At 42.7% G+C, this 24,801-nt stretch carries 12 protein-coding genes and 2 pseudogenes; 9 read left to right on the top strand and 5 right to left on the bottom strand.

Annotated elements, in window-relative coordinates; translation table 11 throughout:
* Positions 1 to 572 (bottom strand): annotated as a pseudogene (locus CDG79_RS29025) (cobaltochelatase subunit CobN); the annotation flags it as partial.
* A gap of 93 nt (positions 573 to 665) precedes the next feature.
* On the opposite strand from CDG79_RS29025, the gene CDG79_RS29020 reads away from it, so the two are divergent.
* The 6 genes from CDG79_RS29020 (at position 666) to CDG79_RS28995 (ending at position 13,500) form a co-directional block, all read left to right on the top strand.
* Positions 666 to 2,630: a GAF domain-containing sensor histidine kinase gene (locus CDG79_RS29020; protein ID WP_094345220.1), complete on the top strand. Its 1,965-nt coding sequence runs from the start codon at positions 666 to 668 to the stop codon at positions 2,628 to 2,630.
* Positions 2,631 to 2,949: 319 nt separating this feature from the next.
* Positions 2,950 to 5,433: a two-partner secretion domain-containing protein gene (locus CDG79_RS29015; RefSeq protein ID WP_094345219.1), complete on the top strand. Its 2,484-nt coding sequence runs from the start codon at positions 2,950 to 2,952 to the stop codon at positions 5,431 to 5,433.
* Positions 5,434 to 5,508: 75 nt separating this feature from the next.
* Positions 5,509 to 8,070 carry a CHAT domain-containing protein gene (locus CDG79_RS29010; protein ID WP_094345218.1) on the top strand — a complete coding sequence of 854 codons (2,562 nt, stop codon included), beginning with the start codon at positions 5,509 to 5,511 and terminating at the stop codon, positions 8,068 to 8,070.
* 316 nt (positions 8,071 to 8,386) lie between these two features.
* Positions 8,387 to 9,304 carry a DUF928 domain-containing protein gene (locus tag CDG79_RS29005; protein ID WP_094345217.1) on the top strand — a complete coding sequence of 306 codons (918 nt, stop codon included), beginning with the start codon at positions 8,387 to 8,389 and terminating at the stop codon, positions 9,302 to 9,304.
* 84 nt (positions 9,305 to 9,388) lie between these two features.
* Positions 9,389 to 12,199, top strand: coding sequence for a CHASE2 domain-containing protein (locus tag CDG79_RS29000; RefSeq protein ID WP_094345216.1), 2,811 nt, complete (start codon positions 9,389 to 9,391; stop codon positions 12,197 to 12,199).
* Complete coding sequence (locus CDG79_RS28995; RefSeq protein WP_094345215.1) at positions 12,196 to 13,500, top strand: hybrid sensor histidine kinase/response regulator; 1,305 nt, start codon at positions 12,196 to 12,198, stop codon at positions 13,498 to 13,500. The genes CDG79_RS29000 and CDG79_RS28995 overlap by 4 nt, the downstream gene beginning before the upstream one ends.
* On the opposite strand, the gene CDG79_RS28990 is transcribed toward CDG79_RS28995, so the two are convergent.
* Positions 13,489 to 19,047: a trifunctional serine/threonine-protein kinase/ATP-binding protein/sensor histidine kinase gene (locus CDG79_RS28990; protein WP_094345214.1), complete on the bottom strand. Its 5,559-nt coding sequence runs from the start codon at positions 19,045 to 19,047 to the stop codon at positions 13,489 to 13,491. The two genes, CDG79_RS28995 and CDG79_RS28990, sit on opposite strands and share 12 nt — an antisense overlap.
* A gap of 425 nt (positions 19,048 to 19,472) precedes the next feature.
* Between CDG79_RS28990 and CDG79_RS28985 the strand changes: the two genes are divergently transcribed.
* Positions 19,473 to 20,522: a molybdopterin-dependent oxidoreductase gene (locus tag CDG79_RS28985; RefSeq protein WP_094345213.1), complete on the top strand. Its 1,050-nt coding sequence runs from the start codon at positions 19,473 to 19,475 to the stop codon at positions 20,520 to 20,522.
* Between the two features lie 20 nt (positions 20,523 to 20,542).
* On the opposite strand, the gene CDG79_RS28980 is transcribed toward CDG79_RS28985, so the two are convergent.
* On the bottom strand, positions 20,543 to 21,286 hold the full coding sequence (locus CDG79_RS28980; protein ID WP_094345212.1) for a hypothetical protein: 744 nt from the start codon (positions 21,284 to 21,286) through the stop codon (positions 20,543 to 20,545).
* Between the two features lie 438 nt (positions 21,287 to 21,724).
* Positions 21,725 to 22,924 carry an AGE family epimerase/isomerase gene (locus tag CDG79_RS28975; protein ID WP_094345211.1) on the bottom strand — a complete coding sequence of 400 codons (1,200 nt, stop codon included), beginning with the start codon at positions 22,922 to 22,924 and terminating at the stop codon, positions 21,725 to 21,727.
* A gap of 183 nt (positions 22,925 to 23,107) precedes the next feature.
* Between CDG79_RS28975 and CDG79_RS28970 the strand changes: the two genes are divergently transcribed.
* Complete coding sequence (locus CDG79_RS28970) at positions 23,108 to 24,007, top strand: aspartoacylase (protein ID WP_094345210.1); 900 nt, start codon at positions 23,108 to 23,110, stop codon at positions 24,005 to 24,007.
* On the opposite strand, the pseudogene CDG79_RS28965 reads toward CDG79_RS28970, so the two are convergent.
* Positions 24,004 to 24,321: pseudogene (locus tag CDG79_RS28965) on the bottom strand (DUF4351 domain-containing protein); the annotation flags it as partial. The gene CDG79_RS28970 and the pseudogene CDG79_RS28965 overlap by 4 nt on opposite strands.
* Here CDG79_RS28965 and CDG79_RS42875 point away from each other — a divergent pair.
* Positions 24,290 to 24,487, top strand: a complete 198-nt coding sequence (locus CDG79_RS42875) for a hypothetical protein (RefSeq protein ID WP_189525174.1) — start codon at positions 24,290 to 24,292, stop codon at positions 24,485 to 24,487. The pseudogene CDG79_RS28965 and the gene CDG79_RS42875 overlap by 32 nt on opposite strands.
* The last annotated feature ends 314 nt before the right edge of the window (positions 24,488 to 24,801 follow it).

The following is a 24,801-nucleotide window of genomic DNA, read 5'->3' as shown; positions in this document are numbered from 1 at the left end:
AGTCCCCAGTCCCCAATCCCCACTCCCCATTCATACAATCCCACACGTGGAATCGGGCGGGGTGGCGGGGGATTGTATGCAGTTAACAGACAATTATCAGAAATAAATTGCAGAGCATTAACAAAATTTTCTACGCCGCCTTCACTAAAATATTGCAATACCTGGTTAGCAACACCTAAAGGCACGGTAGACTGAGAAATTAAGTCGGGATCAAAAGCATCGTCCCCTGGCATTACAATGAGAGTTCTACCATTACGTTGCACAATTTCTTGGACTACTTCTAAACCATAACCCCAGTAAGAACGCCCTCCTAATAGGCGCAAAATAATTACCTGGGCAAGTTCTAAAACTTGCTCCCCATAAGTATCTATGCTTAACTGTTGTTGCAATTGCAATAGATTGGCGACTCTTAATGCAGGAAAATGTGCAGGTAATTTTAAAACCGCAACTGCTAAAGTTTGAATGTCGGTATCCGCAGCCGTAATTAACACCAAAGGCGCTGGAGTTTGTTCTAGAAAAATTAAACCCTCTGACTGATTCCATCCACCCGATGTGCTACTTATACGATGCATAATGTTTGATTACCGTCTTAAACTATTGGTTATTACACAATCAAAATAAACTTTTTCCCTGCATTTGTCCCCTCTTACCAATAATGATTAAAAATGCTTAGTTCTCCTGATTTGAGCTTTTCTCGAACCTTGCCTATTGTTGTATTTAATCAGCTTGGCGAATTGTTGGAGCAGATGGCTCAAACAGTAGAAAGTGCCACTCTGGTACTGACCGAAGGTGTATTGGCGAGGATTTGCATATCGGTGGAGTGGCAAAGGCAAAGGTTTACGTTGGTGGTTTCTGAGCAGTTTAGTGCGCTTTTGTTAGGAAATTTTGAGTCAGGTGAGCAAGGGAACAGGGGAACAGGGGAGCAAGGAATTGATTCGGCACTCAGTGCTAGATTGACATTTAATTTAGAAGCGATCGCTTCCTTTCTCGGCGAATTGAGAGACTTGTTTGAGTGCGATTCCTCTACTTATCAAAATCTCGAATGCTATCGCCAAATTATTGGGCCCAATGATGCTACCCTCCAAAGTAAGTTCTCGCTGTTGTTATTAGAATATCTCCTAACTCAGCCAAACCAAGAAATAATATCACCTCCAAGTCCAATTGGGCCCGCAGTTTATATCTGTCAACCAGTGGAAGATGCCTTAAAAAAACAGGTTTCCCAAGAACGGTTGTTGAATCAGGTAACAACGCAGATCCGCAAAAGCCTGGATTTGCCAGTGATTATGGCAACGGCAATTACACAGGTGCGTGAGTTTCTAGAATTAGACCGATTAGTAATCTATAAATTTGAAGGTTCCAAAGTCAACACTCAACAACACCAGTCTTCTCCAGATGATGGTAACGGTAAACGCTCAACTTCTATTTCAGTAAATAATCAATCTCTACTAAAAGACTTCCAACAGTATGGGGGTTATATTGTCTATGAAGCCCGTGCTACAAATGCCATTACATCTGTATTGAATTACACAGAAAGGAATTGCTTTATGCGAACCTCTCAATGTTGGGAGAAGTATCGTCAAGGCTTTACCTTAGCTGTGGATGATGTCGAAAAAACTTATGCTCTAGAAGAGTGTTTATTGAATTTTTTAAGGGAAAGCCAAGTTCGGGCCAAGTTGGCAGCACCGATTATATTTGAGGATAAATTGTGGGGTTTGCTGATTGCTCATCAGTGCAATCAGCAACGCCAGTGGACTGAGAGTGAAAAAAACTTGCTGACTTCTATCGCCGAACAATTAGCGATCGCAATTCATCAAGCTGAGTTAATGCAAACCCTCACCCAAGAAAAACAAACTCTCGAACAACGAGTGATTGAACGCACAATTGGACTACGTGATGCTCTCCTCGCCGCCGAAGCTGCTAGCCGGATCAGAAGTGAATTTCTCGCTACTATCAGTCACGAATTACTCACGCCTTTAACTTATGTGATTGGGATGTCGTCTACTTTGTTACGCTGGCCTTTGGGTGAATTGAGTCAACGACAACGCGACTATCTGCAAACAATCCACGACAGTGGAGAACATTTATTAGAAATGATTAATGACATCCTCGATTTATCGCAAATCGAGGCTGGGAAGACGGCTTTAAATATTTCGGAATTTTCTTTGGTGAATGTTGCTGAAAATGCTGTAGAGTCGTTACAAAAAAAAGCAACAAGCGAACAAATTAATCTTAACCTTGATTTGCAAATCGATCCCAGACGCGATCGCTTTACCGCCGATGCAGAACGAATAGCCCAAATTCTCTTGAATCTGTTAACTAATGCGATTAAATTTACCCCTGAAAGTGGTAATGTTACCTTGCGCCTTTGGGTGGAGGATGATACAGCTATTTTTCAAGTGGAAGATACTGGGATTGGTATCCGCGAAGAACAGTTACCATTAATCTTTGAAAAATTTCAGCAACTAGATACACCCTACCGCCGCCGCTACGAAGGTACTGGACTTGGATTAGCTTTAACTAAACAACTTGTAGAACTCCATCGGGGTCGAATTGAAGTAGAATCAACTATCAGTATTGGCTCAATTTTTACTGTATGGATACCAACTCAGGCAATGAGAGGGCTGAGTTAGAAATCTGCTTATCAAACCAGAATTCAGGAGTCAGAATTCTTCTTCAATTTCGCATTTTCTCCACACAAATTAAAAAGTAAAAAGAGAATCCCCGAAATTGATTTCCGGGGATTTAACAGGACACCTTGTTTCTTGGACTGCGTGTCTCATAGACGCAAGGCGGCTTCTCGGAGAGTAACAAATCTTTTTATTTTTTCCATAAATACATTTAGTTGCTCTCAAACCGTTTTTTATTTTTTCCTTCTTTTGCCTTGTTTGCTGAAAGGAATAATTCGATTTAGGGAACTCTAGCTATTAGGCTATGAATGGGAACTAAGTTATGAAAGCTACCTATACTTGTTCAAGTTTGGTGAATAGAATCTTGACAATTGGAATGATGCTACCTTTAGGGGCAATACTTCTGGGGAACAAATCTACTAACGCTCAGGTAACTCCTGATAGCACCCTTAATACTAGTGTCTCCCAAAATGGCAATAACTTCACCATCACCAACGGTAATCGAGTTGGCAACAACCTCTTCCACAGCTTCAGCCAATTCTCAGTTCCCAACAACGGCTCGGCTTTCTTCAATAATGCCGCAGATGTGCAAAATATCTTCAGTCGTGTAACTGGCGGTAATGTTTCTTATATTGATGGTTTAATTCAGGCGAATGGTAGCGCTAATCTGTTTCTGATCAATCCTAGTGGTATAGTTTTCAGCGCCAATGCCAAACTTAATATTGGCGGCTCGTTTATTGGGACAACTGCTGAGAGCATTAAATTTAGTAATGGTGCTGAGTTTAGCACCATTAATCCTCAAGCTCCTTCATTATTGACTATCAATGTTCCCCTTGGCTTGCAAATGGGCAGCAATCCGGCACCGATAACCGTTCAAGGTACAGGACACTCCTTAACCGCAACCAGTGGAATGACTCTGGCTCCCTTGGCTCGGATTCCCAGTTCTACAAAACTGCAAGTACAGCCTGGAAACACGATCGCTTTAGTGGGTGGCGACCTACATCTAAATGGAGCAACCTTGAGCGCCGACCAAGGACAAGTAGAATTAGGCAGTGTGAGCGGTGCAGGACTTGTCAGCCTCACACCAAACCAACGAGGCTACACACTAGGGTATGGAGATATACAACACTTTGGCGATATTCAGCTAGCAGAGCGATCGCTATTAGATGTGAGTGGGATCAATGCCGGTTCCGTTCAGATTCAGGGTGAACGAATTCAATTTACTGATGGATCTCTGGTACTGGCACAAAATCTTGGTAATTTCCCCGGTGGTGACATTCATCTCCAGGCGACAAAGGCGATTAATCTAATAGGCACAACATCCAATGCCACAATTCGGAGCGGGATTCGCGATGAAGCTTTTGGTCGGGGAGCTGGTGGAAACATTAGCGTTATCACTCCCAGTTTAACCCTCACTCAGGGAGCAGGTTTGAATAGCTCAACATTGGGATTGGCTCCTAGTGGCAATATTCAAATTGAGGCAATGGCAATTGATTTATCTGGCTTTTCACCTATTAATCCCAGTGTTGTCACCATCCTTAACACTACTACCTTAAGTACGGGAAATGCCGGCGATGTGGTAATCAATGGTAATAGTCTACTAATATCAAGTGGTGCTTCACTGTCTTCGAGTACATTTGGCAGTGGGTCTAGCGGTAAAGTCACGATTCGCAACACTAGTACAACGGTGACGGGAGAAAGCCCTTCAGAACTTTATAGTAATATCGGTATAATTACATTTGCCACTGGAAATTCAAAAACCTTAACGTTGAATACCGCCAACTTGCAAATTCTGGATGGGGGAGCAGTTGCTGCCACCGCATTTTTTAGCGGTAATGGGGGAGATTTAAGCATTAATGCCAGCGAATCGATTACAGTTAGCGATCGCGGCAGAGCAAATAACAGCAGCATTAATGCATCTACCATTCGACCTGACCCCCGATTGCGGGAGCGATTCGGTCTGCCAAATATACTGACGGCTAATGCAGGTAGTGTGAATATTACTACCCCAAAGTTGACCTTGACCAATGGCGGAACGGTCAGTGTCACTAGTCAAGGCAGTGGAAACGGTGGCAGTCTGAAGATCGATGCAGATACGATCCGATTAAATCATCAAGGGTTTATTCAAGCCCAAACAGAATCTGGTAATGGTGGCAATATTAGCTTACAAACCACAAACCTGTTGTTTCTCCGAGACAATAGCCTGATTAGCTCAACAGCCGGTGGTAATGGTAATGGGGGTAATATCAACATCAATGCACCCATCATTGTCGGACTAGAAAACAGCGATATTGTTGCTAATGCAGTGCGAGGTCGTGGTGGTAATATTCAAATCACGACCCAAGGCATTTTTGGTCTGAAATTTCGCGACCAACTTACACCAGACAATGATATTACAGCAAGTTCACAGTTGGGTGTGAATGGGAATGTGCAAGTTAATACTATTGGTGTCGATCCAAATTCTGGCTTAGTAGAACTGCCGGCGAATATCACCAATCCATCGCAGCAAATAGCCAGTGGTTGTTCTGTCAACCAAGGCAGCCGCTTTGTGGCAACGGGACGGGGTGGCGTGCCGCAAAATCCCAATCTAGATGTGACGAGCGATCGCACTTGGTCTGATACCCGCGACATCTCAGGATACCGCAAAACAAGTCAGGTAACTGCCCAGATCCCAGCATCCCCAGAAGTCATTATCCAAGCTACTGGTTGGCAACTTAATACACAGGGTCAAGTTGAATTAATTGCGGCGCAATCTCCTACACATGTACAGCCGCAGTTAACTTGTGCTGGGGTTTCCAAGAGTTAATTTGCCAAGAATTCTCTAACAAACTCAAAGTAATCTAATACATAAATTATTAAATATTAATCTCGGCAATTACTTATGCTTTTCCCAATCAAACAACGTCGGTGGCTCTATATCAATCTGATTATTTTGAGCTTGTGTTTGACAATAACCATTACACCTGCTGTAGCATCTCTCCAAGTACTGACAACTTCTACCTTGAATGTGTTAGCATCCACTTCCCAGGCTAGCAATTGGCTAGAACAGGGACGGAATCTCTATCGTTCAGGACGCTTTGCAGAAGCAGTAACGATTTGGGAAACGGCAGCACAACAGTACCAGGCTCAAGGCGATCGCTTGAACGAAGCCCTAAGCTTGAGTTACCTTTCACTGGCACAACAAGAACTTAATCAATGGGAAGCAGCCAGTCAATCTATTGAACAAAGCTTGAAACTGTTGCAAACCTCTATTCCCTCTGCTGATGCAATTCTCTGGGCGCAGGCACTCAATACCCAAGCAAATTTGCAATTTCACAATGGCAAAGCCGAAATTGCCCTCGAAAATTGGCAACAAGCTCAAAAATATTATGAGCAAGCAGGCGACAAAATGGGTAGCTTGGGTAGTCAAATTAACCAGGCACAAGCTTTCCAAAGTTTGGGATTTTATCGCCGTTCTAAAGAGCAGTTGGAGACGCTAACTCAAAAGTTAAGAGCAATGCCAGATTCGGAAATTAAAGTTAGTGGACTGCGATCGCTTGGTTTAGCCCTGCAAATGATTGGCGATGGTAAGAGTAAAGAGGTGTTAGAGGAAAGTTTGGCGATCGCTCGCCAAACTCAAACTACAACTCAGTTGAGTTCCATCCTACTAAGCTTAGGAAAAACCGCCGTTGATTTGCAAAATCCAGAAGCGGCATTGGATTACTTTCAACAAGCCCAACAGCTAACCACCAATCCAAGCGATCGCTTACAGGCGCGTTTAGCTCAGTTTAAGCTTTTTCTCGATTACGACAAACCTGAGTTGGCTACCCCACTCGCACCTCAACTACAACAACAACTTCGAGAACTACCCCCCAGCCACACTTCTCTCTACGCAGCGATCAATTTTGTTGCCACCCTGAATCGACGGTCAAATTCTGAGCAAATCGTACCACTGAAAGACCAGGCGCAACTCATGGCAGTTACAGTCAAGTCTGCACAACAGATCCAAGATGCTCAAGCAGAAGCTTACGCATTGTATCAGTGGGCAAAACTCTATCGTCGGACACAGCAATTATCACAAGCACAGCAGTTAAGTCAAAAATCCCTCGACATTGCGCGTCAACTCCAATCTGAGGATATTATTGCTCAATCTGCTTGGCAAGTGGGACAGTTGTATAAAGAACAAGGCGATCGCCAAGAAGCAATTACTGCTTATACAGAAGCGGTTAAAGCTTTAAAGTCAATCCGGGGAGATTTGGTTGCCATCAACCGTGATATTCAGTTCTCCTTCCGTGAAAGTGTGGAGCCTGTTTACCGCGAACTGGTAAGTTTACTTTTAGATCGGCAACCAAGTCAGGCAGCACTAATACAAGCCCGTGATTTAATTGAGGGTCTGCAAGTTGCAGAACTCGATAACTTTTTCCGGGAAGCTTGTTTAGATAAGTCTCAGCAGATTGACCAAGTTGACCCCAATGCAACTGTTATTTATCCGATTATCTTGCCAGATCGCCTAGCAATAATCCTTTCCAAAACTGGACAACCATTGCGTTATTATGCAACACAAAAATCTCAAGTTGAAGTCGAACAAACTCTAGACAAATTATTAGTTAGCTTCAATCCCGTCTCAGATTTTCAAGAGCGCGATCGCTTGTCCCAAGAAATTTATAGTTGGCTAATTCGTCCTGCCGAAATGGATCGAGCCTTCAAAGACACCCAAACACTAGTATTTGTTTTAGATGGTCGATTACGTAATATCCCTATAGCAGCCCTGTATGATGGGAAGCAATATCTGATTGAAAAGTATGCTGTTGCCCTCTCACCAGGAATGCAACTAATGGCTGCGCGATCGCTCCAGCAAAATCACATCAGTGCGATCGTCGGGGGCATCAGCGAATCTCGTAATGGCTTTAGCGCTTTACCTGCGGTGGAATCAGAAGTTAAGCAAATCTCCAAGACAGTGCCATCTTCGACGTTGCTAAATGAGCAATTCACCAGTCAAGCCCTTGCCAATCGTGTCAAATCTAGTAGTGCAGGTATCGTCCATTTGGCAACCCACGGACAGTTTAGCTCCCGTCTTGAAGATACCTTCTTGCTAACTTGGGATGGAGAAGTCAATGTTAAGGAATTGTCTGAACTCCTCAAAAACCGGGGTAACGAGCCATCAAAAGCGATTGAGTTGCTAGTCTTGAGTGCCTGTGATACAGCAGCAGGAGACGATCGCGCCGTTCTGGGACTAGCAGGCTTGGCTGTCAAATCTGGTGCCCGCTCAACTATCGCCACTCTCTGGCCCGTCAAAGATCAAGTAGCCGAGATGCTGATGACACACTTCTATGACCAACTGCGACAACCCAAAATCACTAAAGCTGAAGCACTGCGGCAAGCCCAAATCAACACGATCCGCCAAACTGATTTCCACGATCCTTTCTTTTGGTCTGCCTTCGTTTTGGTTGGTAACTGGCTGTGAAGGAGGCAGGAGGCAGGGGGTAGAAACTCTTTATATCTCAGTTTTGAGTCCTACATTTTGTACTTCACTTAAAAAGCAAACTGCTGTAAATCACGAGCCTCAATCTACCTCTTACTTATCTTGTTAACTACGTAATTATATTGAGTTAAGCTATATTAGCTAGGACGAAATTTTACGTTATATCGGTTAAATTTGGTTTATATTGCTAGTAGTTCTTTAAGCCTTTGGCTGTTAGATGAACTAATTTTCCAAGCTTATTCCCACAATCACAATAAATTTACTTAGTATTACCTTTTCTTTAAGGAAGTTCAACATTATGAAGCTTCGATATTTAGCTAGTACATTGAGCATCATCGCTCTGTTTGCTAGTAGTACATGGAACAGTGCCAATGCTGTTACATTTACCCCACCAATTAACAATGGCGCTCCCAGCCAAGCAACCGGCGGAGCTTCCCGTGGTAATTTCTTTATCCCTACTTCTGGTAAAGGCGCTCCCAGTCAAGCAACGGGAGGAGCTTCCCGTGGTAGTTTGTTTACACCTAGTGCTGGTAAAGGCGCTCCTAGACAAGCAACGGGAGGAGCTTCCCGTGGTAGTTTGTTTACACCTAGTGCTGGTAAAGGCACTCCTCAACAGGCAAGTGGAGGAGCTTCTCGCGTTGGTACTTACTACTTAAATACTTCAACTGAATCGGCAGGCCCGGCAGCTCTAATCGCCCTCCTACCGCAAAGCTTCTATGGCACAACAGTGTCTGAACATCCCACAATTCTGGTATATCTCCCTGTTTCTAATGCAGAAGAAGCTGTGTTCAGCCTCAAGGATGAAACTGGCAATACGCAATATCAAATGACCATTCCTATTACTCTGAAAGCTGGAGCGATCGCTATCAAATTACCAGCCGATGCACCCGCTTTAGTAGTTGGGAAAAACTACCATTGGTTCCTAGCTGTTAAAGTTGATGGACAACTCAGCCCAAGTACCCCTTATGTCGATGGTTGGATTCAACGTATCCAGCCTAGTGCTGAACTAGCAACAGCGATGCAGCAGCAAGATGCTTTGAAGCGAGCGACAGCTTTTGGTAAAAATGGCGTTTGGTATGATTGCGTGGAAACACTTGCAGCCCTACATAGCGCTCAACCTACTAACGTAACTCTTACCAAGCAATGGGAAGAACTCCTCTCTTCAGTTAACTTAAAAGAGATTGTCACAGCTCCGTTATTAGGATCTACTAACTAACAGTAATTTAGGCATTGGGTATTGGGCATTGGTTATTTTCCCCCATTCCCCATTCTATTCCCCATCTCCCATTCCCCATTCCCCATGTGGCGCAGATTCCAGACTTTCATCCAACGCACTCGTAGCGTTTTAATTATTACTCCCACAGTTGCTTTGACTGTCATTGTCGGGCAATCGTTGGGATTTTTCAATTTACTTGAATGGAAAATTCGTGACGAATGGGTTCGTCAGCGATCGCCAGGAACGATCGCCGATGAAATTGTGATTGTCACAATCGATGAGCGTGATATCCAATCGGTGCGAAAATGGCCAATTCCCGATTGGGCATTAGCAAAATTACTAGAAAAGATTCGGGCACAGCAACCTAGAGCCATCGGATTGGATCTCTACCGAGATTTACCAGAGGGAAGCGGATATGAAAAACTGGTCAAAATCTTCCGCAGCACTCCCAATTTGATCGGCGTTGAGAAAATCACCGGAGAGCGTGTCAATCCGCCACCAGAATTGAAGAAACTCGATCGAGTCGGATTAGCAGATTTGGTATTGGATGGCGATCGCTTTGTGCGTCGCGCTTTGCTGACGGCAGTTGATACCAAAGAGCAAAACACGCTCAAAGCTGGATTGGCAACCCAGGTGGCGCTCAAGTACCTGGAAGCCGACAAGATTACTTTAGAAAGTATTGACCCCAAGCAGCAAAAGTTTCAGTTGGGTAAAGCAATTTACCTACCATTAGACAATCAAGAAGCAGGCTACTCCGATACTGATTTAGGCGGCTATCAAATTTTGCTCAATTGGCATGGAACAGATGCGGCATTTCGGACAGTTGCCATGCGCGATGTTTTAGCAGGGCGAATTCCAGCCAACTTAATGCGCGATCGCATGGTGTTTATTGGATCGACGGCCGCTAGCACCAATGACTTCTTCAATACACCCTTTAGTTCTTCCTGGATCTCTACTCAAAAACCTACACCTGGGGTTGTTATCCACGCCAATATTGCCCATCAACTGGTACAAGAGGCAAAAATTGCCAAGGGAACCTTGCACGGCGTTTCTAGTCGGGCTGTGTCGTTCTGGATTATTTTATGGTCTGCGATCGGTTCTTGTGGTAGTTGGTTCTTATCCAGTCGCAGGCTGCGGATTCCTGGTGGAAAAATTCTCTGGGCAACTGTAAGTATCAGTACCGTGTTTGTAGGGGGCAGCTATGGGATGTTTTTAGATGGCATTCTGATTCCAGTCACACCCACCCTAGCCGCATTCATCAGCAGCGTGATTGCAACCACAAATGCCTATAAACACAGGCGGTTAGAAGAAGCGAATCAGCAACTAGAAATTGCCAACACTCAACTATTAGATTATTCCAAAACTCTGGAGTTCAAAGTTGAAGAGCGAACTCATGAACTGTTGGAAGCAAAGCAAGCTGCGGATGCTGCTAACGAAGCAAAGAGCGAGTTCCTGGCAAATATGAGCCATGAACTACGCACACCGCTTAATGGCATCCTTGGTTTTGCTCAGGTGCTAGAAGTATCGCCAAATATGACAGAGAAAAATCTGGAAGGAGTCAGCATTATCTACCAATGTGGAACACACCTGCTGATGCTAATCAATGATATTCTTGACCTTTCAAAAATTGAAGCTCGGAAATTAGAATTGCTTGCGACTACTGTCAATTTGTCCACTTTCTTGCATGGTGTCACCGAAATTTGCAAGATCCGAGCAAAACAAAAAGGGATTGGATTTAATATTTTAATCAGCGATCGCTTACCAGTTGCCATTGAAGTCGATGAAAAACGGCTACGGCAAGTTTTGATCAACTTACTAGGCAACGCTATTAAATTCACAGACAACGGTAGTGTCACCTTTAAAGTAGATGTCATTAGTCAAGAATTTAAACAAATGACAAATGACAATAGACAAATGACATACCAGAAAATTCGCTTCCAGATTGAAGACACGGGTATTGGAATGTCATCAGACCAATTAGAGAAAATCTTTTTGGCTTTTGAGCAAGTAGGTGAAGCAGGGCGGAAATCTGAAGGTACTGGCTTGGGATTAGCAATCAGTCAAAGAATTGCAACATTGATGGGCAGCCAAATTCAAGTGCAGAGTCATCTGGGTGAAGGTAGTCTTTTTTGGCTGGATTTGATTGTAACAGTACCAGTTTCTCATGACTGGCAGATAGAAACGATGTCTACCCCAGGCATAGATGCAGCCCCAACCCATCAAAAAATCATCGGTATTCGGGGTAGTGCGCCCCAAATTCTCATTGTTGATGATGATACTAACCATTGTTCTATGTTGGCCAATTTGCTTGAAAGAATTGGCTGTCGAACCCTGAAAGCAAGCGATGGCAAACAGGGACTACAGATGGTAACTGAACATCACCCAGATGTGATTCTACTGGATTTAGCCATGCCTAATATGGATGGCTTTGAGTTAATGGTTCACTTACAAGAAAATCCACAAACCCGTACTATTCCAATTATTGTCTCTAGTGCCAGTGTTTTTGAAGAAAATCGACAACGAAGTTTTGAAGCCGGGGCTACAGCTTTTTTGCCGAAACCCCTGCAAGTTGATGAGCTATTTAATGCACTGCTATCGCTGCTAAAAGTGGAATGGATTTATGCTCAATCCACACCTCAAAAATCACTTTCCCAACCCGAACAGAAAGCCGATGCTGAATTGATTCTGCCATCCCAGGATGTTTTACAACAACTTTATCATCTAGCAATGATGGGAGATATTCCGGCGATCGAGGGAATAATAAAAGAGTTAATTAAGCAAGATAGTCAGCTAACTCCCTTCGCAACTGAGTTAAGCCAATTTACTGTCAACTTCCAAACAGGAAAAATCCGTAAGTTCCTTAAAAATTTTGTAACAACTGAGCCACATCAATGATGTTTGAACCTCTCTTGAAGCCAATGTATATCCTTTTGGTAGATGACAATCCCAACAATCTCAAAGTCCTATCAGAAGCGATTCAGGGATGTGGCTGGAAAACACTCATGGCAACTGATGGAGAGTCGGCTATTGAACAAACAGAATATGCCGTTCCCGATCTCATTCTTTTGGATGTGATGATGCCTGGAATTGATGGATTTGAAACTTGTCGCAGACTAAAAGCCAATTCCATCACACAGAATATTCCGGTTATTTTTATGACTGCTTTGGCCGATGCCACAGACAAAGTGAAAGGACTAGAAATTGGTGCAGTTGACTATATTACCAAACCCTTCCAGCAAGAAGAAGTTATTGCTCGATTAAAGTTACATTTAAAAATCTCCCATCTTACCCGTACTTTAGAACAAAGAGTGCAAGAACGCACCATAGAATTAAGCCAATCTCTACAAAAGTTACAACACACCCAATTACAACTAATCCAGAGTGAGAAAATGTCCGCTCTTGGACAACTTATTGCAGGCATCGGTCATGAAATTAATAACCCGATTGGTTTTATTAGTGGAAATTGCTCTCATCTTGAAGAATATATGCAGTGTCTCCTGCGTTTGGTGAATCTCCAACAGCAAAAAATACCATATCCAGACCCAGAAATTGAACAACTAGTTAAAGAAATTGACTTGGAGTATCTAGGTGAAGATTTACCAAAAATTATGAGATCAATGCATCAGGGAATTGGTCTTCTGAAAGACATTAGCCTCTCTTTAAGAACCTTTGCTCGATCTGATATTTCATCTATGGTGGAGTTTCAGATTCATCAAGGAATTGATACTACCTTAATGCTCTTAAAGCATCGATTAAAAGGTCAAGGAAATCGCTCTAAAATCGAGACGATCAAACAATATGGTGAGTTACCTCCAATCACTTGCTATCCTGGACAACTTAATCAGGTATTTATGAATATTATCGCCAATGCAATTGATGCATTTGATGACCTCCATCAAAACCACTCAGTTCAAGAAATTGCTGCTGCTGTCCCTCACACCATCACGATCGCTACATCAGTCGATCGTCAGCAAGAAACTGTTACGATTTGCATTGAAGATAACGCTTTTGGGATGCCTCCTGAAGTGCAAGCTAGAATTTTTGACCCATCTTTTACAACTAAAGCTGTGGGTAAGGGAACTGGGCTAGGATTAGCTATCAGCCACCAAATTATTACCGATAAACATAATGGACAAATTAACTGCTCATCAACTTCTGGAAAGGGAACGAAGTTTATTATTACTTTAGCAATTTAAGGGGATAGAGAGAGAAAACTCTGCTCCATTTCCTGGCTCCGATATGATACTTAGTTGTCCTCCATGTTTTTCTATAATAGAGTGGCTAATTGATAATCCTAAGCCTGTTCCTGTACCAATAGGTTTTGTTGTGAAAAATGGGTCAAATAGTCGCTGTTTTACCTCCTCAGATATACCGAGGCCATTATCTGCAATTTGAATAGTTATTGTATTAGCATCAGCCATTTTGGTACGAATTTTGATGGTGGGTATTTTTGTTTGTCTATGTTCAGTTGTGAATGATAAATCCAATGCATCAATAGCATTGTTGAGAATATTCATAAATACTTGATTGACCTGACTGGCGTAGCAAGTGACCTCTGGTAACTGTGCATATTCCTTAATTACATTGATTGCAGGGCGGTGGGTTTTATTTTCTAGACGGTGGTGTAAAATTAACAAGGTGCTGTCGATGCCTTCATGAAGATTGACACTTTTCATTTCAGCCTCATCCAGTCGCGAGAAATTACGGAGAGAAAGGACAATTTGGCGGATGCGATCTGTCCCTACTTTCATTGATTGCAGCAATTTTTGTAAGTCGGATTTGAGAAAGTTTAAATCTATTGCTTCTAGTTCTTCTTGAATCTCAGCAAATGGTTGAGGATAGTAGTGCTGATACCGCTCAATCAGGTGCAGCAAATCTTGACAATATTCATTGGTATAGGTGAGGTTGCCATAGATAAAGTTAATCGGGTTGTTAATTTCGTGGGCAACACCTGCAACCATTTGTCCCAATGAAGACATTTTTTCAGTTTGAATCAGTTGGCTTTGTGTATGTTGCAGTTGTTCTAAAGTTTCCGAGAGATGCTGATTTTTCTCATTCAACTCCAGAGTTCTCTGCTCCACCTTTTGCTCCAAGGTATGGTTGTAGTCCTCTAGTTGGGCTTTTGCTACGGCTAGATTGTTATACAACATAGCATTTTGCAGCGAGATGGCAGCTTGTGCTGTGAGCAACCGCAAAACCTCAAGACGGTTTTGGGTAAAGGCTCCAGTCGTCAAACTGTTTTCTAGGTAAAGGATGCCGACGATCTGGCCGCGATTGTGAATAGGCGTACATAGCAAGCTTTTGGGTTGCCATTGAATGATGTAGGGATCGTTGGCGAAGGTGGTTTCTCTGCGGGCATCATCTAGCACTAAGGTTTCGGAGGTACGCGAGACATAGTTCACAATCGCTTTGGGAATATTCTGACTGTCTGAAAGAGGAAGGGAATGCAGGTTTATTATCCCCAGGTTTTCACCCGTAGACGTAGCCTGTGGTAGAAGAAATTGCTCCTCTTCGACGATCGCTTGGCTGGTTTTTTGAGCAGCAACTACCCAATTATCCTCTTGAAGCAGCAGGAGGATTGATTTGTCAGCCCCGGCATTTTCGATTACAACCTGCATCAGGGTTGTCAACAGCTTTTCTAACTCAATTTCTCCAGCCAGTGCATGAGAGGCTTTCATTACCGTTGCTAAATCTAACGCTTCAGTCCCACTAGAACTACTCTGGCTGAATCCGATGGTAGTGGTGAGAGTTGAAGAACCAGTTTCATCTTGCTCAAAAACCTTAAGCAATAATTGAGAATATTGCTTTTCTAACTGGTTAACTTTGGCGATCGCTCCCCAACTAAGGTAAGTGTAATAGGCATTTTCTAAGTAAATTTTAGCGATCGCTTCTTTATTCCATTCTAAATAAAATCGGGCAGCCAGTTCATTGGCGAGGGCTTCTTCTTGAACGTATCTATTGATTTTTGCCCCAGAGATGGCGCGATCGTAAAGATCCACTGCTTGCGCCATAAGTCCCAACACTCGGCATTCTTCGGCTTTCACCAGTTCAAATTTGTGCAAATAATTCATCGGTGCGTGGTGCGCCCATATCTGCATTTTTCCTTGGTTTTCTGTCACCCGTTCCAGTAATGTTTTTTGGCGAGAGGGCGTAGCTATAGAATACTCTGCTAAAGCCGTCAGGGAATCATAAAAATAAAACATCGGCACAGTGGCATAGCCCGTGCCCGCAACGAGATATTCTCTAGCTTGAGCAGCTATTTCCACTGCTTGAGAGAGATTTTCAAACAGATAACAGAGAATCAATTTGTGGAGGAAAAAATAGTGAAGTCCAGTCAATTCATTAGCTTGAACCAATTGAGTCACAAATTCTGTTTCGTTCAGTGCCTCACCTGTCATAATACAGGGATTCTCAGCAAGCCCTTGCAAATTCAAAACTGTTTGCCAAAAGATGCGGCAGTAGTTGAGGGTTGTGACTTGCTTAAAATTTTCCAAAACACGAGTGTAAGCCTGGATGTCTTGCTCTAATGAGTTCAACTCTCGACCCAGGAAATAGGAATACTGGCAGATGTCTTTGGTGTTGAAGCCTACGTAGTATACATTTCCAGTTTCTAAGGCAATCTTGTAACCCTCCTGCATCAGCTGCAAAGATTTTTTTAAAGGAGACTTTAAATAAGTAATGAAAGCACCTACAACATAAAATACCGTGGGTTTGATGTCGCTAATATTAAATTTGTCAGTTAGTGCCAAGGCAAGGTTGCCAACTCGATCGGCTGTTTCAATATCCTGAAGAATTCCACTCAACAAAATGCCATAACAAGCATAACAAAAGGCAGAAAATGGAGCATTGCCGGACTCAATAGATGCTTGGACTTGAGACAAGATGAGTAGTGGAAACAAATTTGGCTCGGCAATGTAAACGGCTGGAGCAACGTTTGCCACAATTCGGGTAACTGCTAGCTTATCTGCGGCTACCATCAGAGGTAAGTCAACCAATTCGGCAATATCACGACCGTTAATCAGGGTAGCAGTTTCTTGGAGGGCTTGCTGAATATCTTGCAGGGTGGGTGTTTCTGGGAAAACCACACCGAACTGACTCATTCCCTGACGAGCGATCGCGATCGCTCCCAACACATCATTTTTAGCTGTATACGCCTGGATTTTGGTTTCGTAAATGCTGACTCGATCTAGTGGAGTTTTGGTTTCCTGGATCGCTGTTTGAGCCAATTGTTCCATCTGTTCATACTCGCCACCGAGATAAGCAGCATCGGCGGCTAATTCGTGGAGTGTCAGAGCCAATTCATACTGACTTTGCCAACAGTCGCATCTCAATAAACGAATCCCCGCAGTTAAATACTCAATTGCTACTTGGTAAGCTGTGGAAGACTTGGCTTTCTTTCCTGCTAGCAGATTGAGTTGTGCGAGTCGATCGCGATCGCTTTGAGATGCGAGCAATTCTATGCCAATATTCAACTGGTTGACAATTTCAAAAATCAGCAATTCTTGCTCAGTTTCTGGGGTATTGCTCAACAGCAATTGACCAATCTTGAGGTGCGTTGCTGATTTCCGATCCGCCGGAATTAGTGAATGAGCAGCTTGTTGAACGCGATCGTGAAGAAATTTGTAGGTAATAGTTATCGATGTGTTGTCATTTGTCAAATCATCCATGACAACAGACTCATCCTGGAAGAATGTATAACCTTCGCCATTGGGCAAAATTAATCCATCTTTGAGGGCTGGCCACAAATCTGCTGCGGTTTGGGCTGGAGATTTTTCATAGACAACCGCTAGGGTTTCTAAATCAAACTGATTGCCGACACAAGCAGCCAGTTTGAGAACATCCAGAGTCTGCTGTGGTAATTTTTGGAGTTGTAGCGCCACAAACTCGACAATATCTTCTGTAAAAGATAGCGCCCGGATTTGAGCAAGATTGCACTGCCAATCACCTGTTCTGCTGGCAAAGGCAATCAGCCCATCTTCATGCAGCGATTTGAGAAACTGGTTAGTGAAAAATGGATTACCTTTGGTCTTTTGATAGACCAGATTAGCGATCGCAGTTGCTTGTTCTGTTGAATATTTGAGGGTATCTGCAATCAGTTGATTCAGGTCGGTTTGGGTGAGGGCAGAAAGGACAATACTACTAACTGTAATCCCTTCTTGACGCATTTCCTCAATGGTCAACATCAAGGGATGTGCAGAATAAACTTCATTATCTCGATATGCTCCAATCACTAGCAAATAAGATTTGCTGGCTTCACTCATCAGCAGGTGCATCAGTTTTAAGGAAGCCGAGTCTGCCCATTGTAAATCATCGAGGAAAATAACGAGGGGATGCTCTTGGGTTGTGAAAACTTGAATGAATTTCTGAAACAGCAAATTGAAGCGGCTTTGGACAGCAGTACCTGATAATTCTGGGACGGAGGGCTGTTTCCCAATGATTCGTTCGAGTTCTGGAATCACCTCAATAATTACTTGACCACTTTCACCCAATGTAGATAAAATTTGAGTCTTCCACTGGTCAATTTGAGCATCACTCTCTGTCAGCAGTTGTGCCATTAAGTCCCGAAACGCTTGTACCAAAGCAAAAAAGGGAATATTACGATTAAATTGATCGAATTTGCCCTTGATAAAGTATCCATGCTGACGGGTGATTGGTTTGTGAACTTCGTTGACAATTGCCGTTTTCCCAATGCCAGAGGAACCTGCTACAAGGATCATTTCAGAATTTCCCTGGCGCACCCGCTCAAAGGTTGCTAGCAGCATTAAGACTTCTAGTTCCCGGCCGTAGAGTTTTTCGGGAATCGTAAAGCGATCGCAAACGTCCCTGTGTCCTAGCTGAAATGGGATAATATTTCCACTTTCTTGCAATTGATCTAAACACATTTGCAGATCGTGCTTTAGCCCGAATGCGTTCTGATAGCGGTCTTCAGCATTTTTCGCCATCAGTTTCATGACGATATCACAAAGAATTTGGGGAATCTCTTCTCTATCCCCTAAAAGTGGTGGTTGTTTTGCTATATGACAATGCAGCAATTCCATAAAATCATCAGATTGAAATGGCAATTGCCCTGTTAAGAGTTCATAGAAAGTGACTCCGAGAGAATAGAAGTCAGTGCGGTAATCAATCCCCCGGTTCATTCGCCCAGTTTGTTCGGGGGAGAGATAGGCGAGGGTTCCTTCTAAAACAGTCGGGCTGGTTGAAAGTTGGTTAACTCTTGGCAGCAGGGAAGCAATGCTAAAGTCAATGAGTTTAATCTGCTTTGTGGTAGGGTTTATCAGGATATTGGCGGGTTTGATATCCTTGTGGATGATTTCGTGATGGTAGAGATCGGCGAGAATATCAGCAAGTGCGATCGCAATCTGGAGAAACTCGCTCAAAAAGTGAGGACAGGGGTGTGAGAGGTTTGTCTGACTTCCTACATTTCTGAATCCCTGTCTCCAAGAGGCAGAATACTCCTTCAAAGAAATTCCACCAAAGTCTTCTAAAATCAGGGCAGGTCGATTTTGATAACTCTCCAGACTATAGATCCGAACAACCCCAAGAACATTTAAGATTTTCGCAATGGTATACTGATTCCTGAATTGAGCCAACTCAATCAGACTGGGATAAGAACTTTTAAGAAGTTTGATGACAACAGGAGTTTGATCCGCCTCTCGCCAACCTCGGTAAACCAGGGTGCGAGTGCTGGTGTAAATTCTTTCACCAATCCCATAGCCGGGAACATCGACTCGATTTTCTACCATAAAACTTGCTACTGGATAACCTAAGTTAAGTTTTCCCTAATTAACTCGAAGGATCGCAATTCATGATGTAATTTTCTTCAGATAAAAAATTGAGAAACCCGGTTTAGCTAAACAATACCTCCGCCAAAAAAAGACGATGAAGAGAGAGGGCACTCTGTAGTAGAGTTGTTGTCTTCTACAACAATAATTTAGAACCGAGAAGCAGCCTGTGATATCCGAGCGGACAATGCTTGCTACCGCACATAAACCCGACAACGGGAGCGGTAAATCGGATCGTTATGGCAATGCTAGCAATTAGGGGAGAATGACGATATTGGGAATCTACCCTTGGGAAGATATTGATAAATGAAATTGGTATAATATACCAGAAAACAGCAATCCAGTCTTAAGTTATAAGTAAAAATCGTTAATAGTAGATTGCTAAAATGAATGAGTTCCGCAAAACTTTAGAAGACAAGAGTATGAGCTATGTGGGAATGATTGCAAAGTTTCCATTGGGCGTTCACGATCTCAAGTCTTTTATTACTCCTGAAAAGCATCTATTCGTTCTCAGTCATTTGGGAATCCCAGCCATTGACATCGATCGATGGAAGTTGAAAATTTCGGGATTAGTGGAGCAAAATATTGAGTTATCATATCAGAATTTGCTGAATCTGGAATATCGCGAATTAACTGTTTTCCAGCAATGTTCAGGCAATCCGCTTCAACCGAAGGTTCCAACAAGACTTATAAGTAATGTTATATGGGGTGGAGTTTCGCTGAGAGCAATTCTTAATCAATTGCAAGTTAAACCGGAAGCTCGTTATGTCTGGTTTGTAGGAGTCGATCGCGGTGTTTATGAGGGAGTTTCTAGCGATTCATATATTAAAGATATTCCGATCGAAAAAGCATTGGATAATGATGTGTTGCTAGCGTACAAGCTTAACGGTGAGTTGATATCAGCAGAGCGGGGTTTTCCGTTGCGGCTGGTGGTTCCAGGCTACTATGGCACTAACTTTGTAAAGTGGCTCTCATATATTTATGTCACAGATCGGCGATCGCCAGGGCTCTTTACAACAAACTTTTATAACGATCGAGTTGGAGGCGATGATGGGACTTTAAAACCTGTTTGGGAAGTTGCACCGGAGTCGGCGATCGTTTATCCTGCTCAAAATGAAGTACTATCCCTTCAACCTCAAATACTTTGGGGCTGGGCATGGGCATCTAGGGGTATCCAATCGGTCGATGTTAGTATAGATGGTGGCATCACCTGGCAAAGTGCTGAAGCTGAAGCACGCCTACAATATGCATGGCAACGATTTACGTTTCAATGGACTCCAGCAACGCCAGGAAAATATAGCTTGATGAGCCGAGCCACTGACTGTGATGGAGCAATTCAACCGATTCAGGAAGAGCGCAATGCTGTTTATACAGTAGTAGTCACTGTTAAAGAAGCGGCGGTAAAAGAGTCAAAGTCTTTTACCATCGCCGAATGAATGAAAATTGAGCAGATAGTTTAGACAGATGTTGGCGATCGCTTTGGTTGGTACACTGTAGCAAAGGGTTGTTGATAAGAATGGGTCTTAATATAGACCAAAAACTCATCGATCAACTCTGTAAAATACTCAAACCCTACATCAATCAACTCAAGTGCTTTTTGACGAATCTCTTCAGACACTTCAATCTCTCTCATTACTTGAAAAGAAGCAGGAGTATGAAGAGTGTGGGTATTTTCTATATGGTTATGACGCATACCAAAGTAACGGAACTCTGCTTGAGTCATTTTTTGTAGTTGCAGGGCCGCAGACATGGTTGAACGGAAAAAGACATTCGCTGTAACCTCAGATACCTCAATGGCAACCAATCTGATGATGGGATCTGCTCCACGAGTATACCGATCAAAGATCGGAAACATGGAACGGGAAATCTTAGTTTCATCGCTCCAAAGGAATCGCACTGCATCACTGAAGCGCATGGGATAGTCAATCCCCATTTTCTCCATGTCTTCTAGTAACCATTGCCAGTGGAAATGTTCTTCATGGGTGTGCAGATTTACCATCTCTTGAATGTAATTAGTCGTTGGCTCATCTCTGAGAACTCGTTTGCACAACTCACTGAACTCCAGTGCGAGTGGAGCAATCACGGGTGCAAATGCCAGTCTCTGCCGGGGATCGATCGACTCGTCTTCCATATATTTAAAGAACGGCAATTGGGCATATTCCCGGTTCTTCTGCTCAATCAGCTCAAGAATTGATTTCATTTCAATGTTCCTAATTATAGACAACAGACAACGGGCTTCTAACCGACTTGGTTATCCAGTCAGCCATAGCACTGCTCAGGCTTTTGCCTGAAAGAGTACTTATTGAGAGAATCTGAAAGTTTATTAGCTTAAAATTCTGCCACAGCGATCGCTAGCAGAATAAACAACACACCTCATAAACTGTGGCAGAAAATGTTCTGACAACTCTTCTCAATGTGCTAAGAGCTGACAGAAACTAAAAACAAACTATTTTATGATGATGCAATCAGGTACACATAAGAGTACTTTATTACATCATCTACATTAAATCGTAACTTTAAATATTAATTCTTATAAACCGTATAATCACGAGTAAAATTAAATATTTATGCTAAAGCTTTTTGTTAAAAGCTATTAAAAACTCAGTAATTTCATATTTATTTTTAGCTCGGATAAAAATCATAACTGCGATCGCAATGCCTCAAATTGCTGCCAACAAAGGTACAATGCACGCGGTACGTGAAAACATCCTTTCCATTTGCCACCTTTAAGGTTTAACAATACTTCACCACGCCGATTCAGGTAGCCAAACCATTCACCGTATTCTGAATCGGCAAAATGTGACCAAGTGTAATGGTGCATTTTTTGATACCATTCCCAACACACCTCACGTCCCGTTAGGCGATAGCCCATCGCTAATGCAACCAAAGATTCGAGGTGAACCCACCACAGTTTTTGATCCCATTCCAATTGTTGTGGGGGATGACCGTCTGCATCCATAAAGTAATACAATCCGCCGTACTCGCTATCCCAAGCAAAATTTAGGATGTTTAACACCACATCAACAGCTTGGTTAATAGTTTTGGTGTCGTTTTGGCGACGGGCGATATCCATAATAAACCACATAGCTTCGATACCGTGACCTGGATTAATCAGCCGCCCCTCAAAACAATCTATGTGAGAACCGTCAGGGGCAACATTTTCGGACATTAGTCCCCGTTTTTGGTCGAGAAAATCGGTCATTACTTCGCGGACAGTTTCAGCTAAGACATTCTCTAGTGTTTCCTTTGGCAGCAGCCATTCCATTTCTAGAGTCAGGTTGGCTAAAATCATCGGTACAGCCAATGATTTCATCGGGCGTGTGTTGGGATAGGTTTTATTATATTTGCCTTTTGGATTATCTTTGCGGCGTAATACGTTGTTATAAGCCTGCATTGCGACATCCTTTGCCCATTCTTCGCCGCTAGCAAGTGCATATTTACTAAATGCCATTGCTGCAAAGCAATCAGAGAAGATATTGTAAGGTTGAACTAATGGTTTCCCTTCACGGGTGACGGCAAAGTACCAGTTACCATCACTATCTCTGCCGTGTTTGGCGAGAAAGTTAGCGCCATTACTGGCAATTTTCAACCAGTTTTCGCGTTTTTCTAGCTGGTTGTAAAGCATCGAAAAAGTCCACACCTGGCGGTTTTGTAGCCAGATGAATTTGTCTGGATCGTAAATTTTGCCGTAGCGGTCTAAGCAAGTGAAATAGCCGCCTTGCTCCCAATCGAGAGAATATTTTTCCCAAAATGGGAGGACATCGTTGAGGAGAGCGTTTTTGTAAAGTTCAGCGTAGGCGTAGCTTGCCGGAGGCATCGCTTGAAAATTATACTCCATAAATTTCTTCCCTTTTTCTGCTAAAGCTAACAATTATCACATTTTGGCTCGAATATGGAGCGTAGGCGTAGCCCGTCGTAGACATCGCGTCAGTCTTTTACAAGATTTAGTCAGCAACAGTTATACTTCTATCTTGTATCTTGCACCATTCTCAATAACCGTAGGGGAGCCAGTGAGGTTGTTATGAGTCAGATTGAACGAGTTGCGATCGTTGGAGGAAACCACGGTAATGAGTTAACAGGAGTACATCTAGTTAAAAGATTTCAGCAATATCCAAATTTAATTAACAGAGCAAGTTTTGAAACTCTGGCATTACTTGGTAATCTCAAAGCGATTGAAGAAGGTAAACGGTATATTGACAAGGATTTAAACCGTTGCTTCACCAATCAAAGCTTACAAAATCTCCAACTCTCAAGTTATGAAGATACGCGGGCGAGAGCACTTCAACAAATACTGCAACCGCAAAATCAGCCCTTTGTAGATGTAATTATTGATTTGCACAGCACAACTGCCAACATGGGGTTAAGTCTGATTTTTTGTGATATGAATCCTTTTTTACTTCGCTTAGGTGCTTATTTGACTTCGATAAATCCAATGGTCAAGATTTTTGTAAATCCACAATCAAGAGAAGGTGGTTTTCTGCGTTCTTTGTGCGAATTGGGTTTTGTAATAGAAGTTGGGGCTGTGGCTCAGAACATCTTAAACGCCGAATTGTTTCAACAAACAGAGCAGCTTATTTATGCAATTTTAGACTATTTTGAAGGGTGCAAACAAGGTAGTATTTCGCAGACAAACAATACACTTACACTCTATCAATACATTGAGACGATCGATTATCCAAGAAGCGATGCCTACGGCAGGCTGCGTCTACGCGGGGAGATTCAAGCTATGATTCATCCCCAGCTTCAGTTTCGGGATTATGAACCTTTGAATCCAGGCGATCCAATGTTTGTGACTTTTGCAGGAAAAGATATTTTTTATGAGGGAGAGTCTACTGTTTATCCTATTTTTATTAATGAAGCAGCTTACTACGAGAAAGGAATTGCAATGTATCTAACTCAAAAGCAACAAGAGGTAGTTTAATTTATTCGCCCTTGTAACCAAGATTGCAAATCAGCCAAGGTAATAAAATCAAGTAATGCATCGCTCAATTCTTCGAGAACAGGAAAAGGTAAACTAGAAATTGAGGAGCGCATTTCTTCAGAAAGTTCTCCAAGCCGCTTAGTTAATTGTCGGGAAATAGTATTAGCCATCGTTTGTCGTCCTTTCTCTCGTCCTTCTTCCTTGATTTCTCGGTAAACTCGCGTTTGCTGTAGTGTTATTCCTAACATAGACTCTACCTCTGTTTGGCTCAATTGTTCAAATTTGTACATCATTATCGTCGTCAGATATCGCACATCCAGCCAGCGTGCAACTCTAGAATCGGGTCAAACTCAATTCCTGGTATTACCGTTACTGCTGGATGGTAGGCAGGAAGAAAAACCACCGCTACATCGGCAGTGTGAACAGTATTACCGCCAAACAGAAACGTGTTTTGGTAGAAACTGCGATCGCAAATGGTAAATTACCAATTGAAATTGAGAAATTAATCAGAGGCTGGAAGAATGAATCGTCCCCCATGCCCTGAAAATTTACGGACAACAAACGGGTAAGAAGTTTCCAGCTTGGACTAAAGAGTTTAATCTAGGTATAGTAGAAGATGAACTAGAAGAAGTAGATAATGAAAATTATTCCAGCAATCCTCAAACTTTGACTATTTCTATTAACTTAAGTGGCGATACTGCACGGGGATTAACAAACCAAGATTTTGAATTTATTGCTAACCAAATAAGCGCCGATATTTTATCATCTTGTACTGACGTTTTTATTCAGAAAGT

The sequence above is a fragment of the Nostoc sp. 'Peltigera membranacea cyanobiont' 232 genome (assembly GCF_002245985.1).
GTDB lineage: Bacteria > Cyanobacteriota > Cyanobacteriia > Cyanobacteriales > Nostocaceae > Nostoc.
The sequence above is the reverse complement of the archived record's forward strand: the minus strand, read 5'-3'. Positions and strand labels throughout refer to the sequence as shown.